The organism is Pseudonocardia sp. SID8383 (assembly GCF_009864975.1).
Lineage (GTDB): Bacteria > Actinomycetota > Actinomycetes > Mycobacteriales > Pseudonocardiaceae > Pseudonocardia > Pseudonocardia alni.
Genome location: NZ_WWFY01000309.1, coordinates 1 through 2029 on the forward strand (window position 1 = coordinate 1; position 2029 = coordinate 2029).

5 protein-coding genes and 1 pseudogene are annotated in these 2029 nt (G+C 77.2%); all 6 read left to right on the plus strand.

Annotated elements, in window-relative coordinates; translation table 11 throughout:
- Positions 1-320: dihydrofolate reductase family protein (locus GTW08_RS07635; RefSeq protein ID WP_202416650.1), on the plus strand; the 320-nt coding region annotated here is incomplete at its 5' end.
- Positions 321-418: 98 nt separating this feature from the next.
- Entirely contained in the window at positions 419-913 is a 495-nt protein-coding gene (locus tag GTW08_RS07640; RefSeq protein ID WP_161151664.1) for an Asp23/Gls24 family envelope stress response protein, read from the plus strand.
- A 2-nt stretch (positions 914-915) separates the two neighbouring features.
- On the plus strand, positions 916-1296 hold the full coding sequence (locus GTW08_RS07645) for a hypothetical protein (RefSeq protein WP_237453638.1): 381 nt from the start codon (positions 916-918) through the stop codon (positions 1294-1296).
- An 18-nt stretch (positions 1297-1314) separates the two neighbouring features.
- A complete protein-coding gene (locus GTW08_RS07650) occupies positions 1315-1662 on the plus strand; it encodes a hypothetical protein (RefSeq protein WP_073577085.1) in 348 nt (115 codons plus the stop codon).
- Positions 1659-1835 carry a hypothetical protein gene (locus GTW08_RS30970; RefSeq protein WP_167410056.1) on the plus strand — a complete coding sequence of 59 codons (177 nt, stop codon included), beginning with the start codon at positions 1659-1661 and terminating at the stop codon, positions 1833-1835. The genes GTW08_RS07650 and GTW08_RS30970 overlap by 4 nt, the downstream gene beginning before the upstream one ends.
- Positions 1832-2029 (plus strand): annotated as a pseudogene (locus GTW08_RS07655) (hypothetical protein); the annotation flags it as partial. The gene GTW08_RS30970 and the pseudogene GTW08_RS07655, both read left to right, overlap by 4 nt.

The following is a 2029-nucleotide window of genomic DNA, read 5'->3' on the forward strand; positions in this document are numbered from 1 at the left end:
CCGAGGTCGTGCTGCTCGACGACCTCTCCCCCGCCGCACTGCTCGCCGCGCTCGCCCGCCGCGGCCACACCTCCGTGCTGTGCGAGGGCGGGCCGACCCTGCTCGGCGCGCTGGTCGGGGCCGACGTCGTCGACGAGCTGCGCCTCACCCTGGTTCCGGTGCTGGTCGGGGGCCCGGAGGGACGGATCGCGACCGGGCCGCGGCCCCTGCCCGTACCGCGCGCGCTGCGCCTGGCCGGCCACGAGGCGGCCGCCGACGGGACCCTGCTGCTGCACTACGTCCGCGCCGCCCCCGGGACCCCGGCTCCTCCGAACGAGTGAACCACCGTGAGGGAGGGCCACGGACGGGCATCCCACGGGGGACACCACACGCACCGCGGCGGGCCCCCACCCGGGGCCGGCCCGTGAGAGGAGCACCGATGACCTCCGGCGCCCCGACCACCACCCCCGCCACGACCCCGGCCGCGCCCCCCGCGGGACGCCTCGCCGACGGCACCGGCCAGGGCCGCACCACCATCGCCGCGTCCGTCGTCCAGAAGATCGCCGGCATCGCCGCGCGCGAGGTCTCCGGCGTGTACTCCATGGGCTCCGGCGCATCCCGCGCCTTCGGTGCGCTGCGCGAGCGCATCCCCGGCGGCGGCACCAGCGGCGCCTCCACCGTCGCCGGCGTGGCCGTCGAGGTCGGCGAGAAGCAGGCCGCGGTCGACCTGGACGTCGTCGTCGAGTACGGCGTCGCCATCGCCGACCTGGCCTCCGCGGTCCGCCGCAACGTCGTCGGCGCCGTCGAGCGGATGACCGGACTGGAGGTCATCGAGGTCAACATCTCGGTGAACGACATCCACCTGGCCGGCGAGGACGACAACCGCGACGAGGCCCCGGTGGCTCCGGCCCCGACCGGCCGCGTCGTGGAGTGACGGTGTCCGAGCCGACCCCGCCCGACGCCCGGTCCCCCGCCGCCGTGGTCACCGGTCCGCCCGGTGCGGCGGAGGTCGCCGCGCAGCGGCGCCGGGAACCGGCACCGGCCACGCTGGCCGAGCTGGTCGCCGAGGCCGTCGTCGCGCACCCGTCGGTGGTGCGGCTCGACGGCGGCACCTTCGGGACCGTCGCGACCTGGCTGTCCGGGCGGCGGTTGGTCGGCGTGCTCGTCGGCCGTACCGACGAACCGGTCGAGATCGGGGTGGTGCTGCGCCTGGACCGGCCGATCCCGGCTACCGTCGCGGCGCTGCGGGCGTCCCTCGCGCCGTTGGTCGACGGGGTCCCCGTCGACGTGACGGTCGCGGACGTGGAGGTCCCCTGAGGTGGAGGTGGGTACGGGATGGACGAGCCGGATCCCGGCGGGCACGGGGGCCTGACCCCCGCGCAGCGGTCGGCCTACCGCTCGTTCGTCCGAACCCACCACCCCGACCGCGGCGGTGACCCGGAGGTCTTCCGCGCCGGGCTGGCCCGCTTCCGCGCGCTCGCGGCCGACCCGCACGCCGGCCGGACGCCCGACCCGGACGACCGCCGCTACGACGCACCGATCGAGATCGTGCCGGACCTGCCGCTGCCGACCCGGGTCCTGGTGGCCCTGATCCGCACCATCCGACGTCGCACACACCCCCGGGTCGACCGGCCCGGCCGGCACGCCCACCGCTCCACCCGTCCCGGAGAGGACATTCCATGAACGCCACCCAGACCGGCCTGCTCGCCGGCCTCCTGCTCGGAGTCGCCGGTGCCACCGGCGGCTTCCTCGCCTTCGTCATCACCCTGGTGCTCGGCATCATCGGCCTGGTCGTCGGCCGGCTCCTCGACGGCGAGCTGGACCTGTCCGGCCTCGGCCGGGGCCGCGACCGGTGAGCACCCTCCCCGACCCCGCCGAGCGCGGTGTCCTGGAGATCGACCCGGCGGTGCTGCGCACGATCGTCGAGTACGCCGCGGACACCGCCCCGGCCACCCGGCACCGCGCCCGGCGGGTCGCCGGGCTCGACGTCGGCGAGTCCGGGCCGACCGCCCGGGTGACCCGGCGGCCCGGTCCGGCACGGGGCACGGTC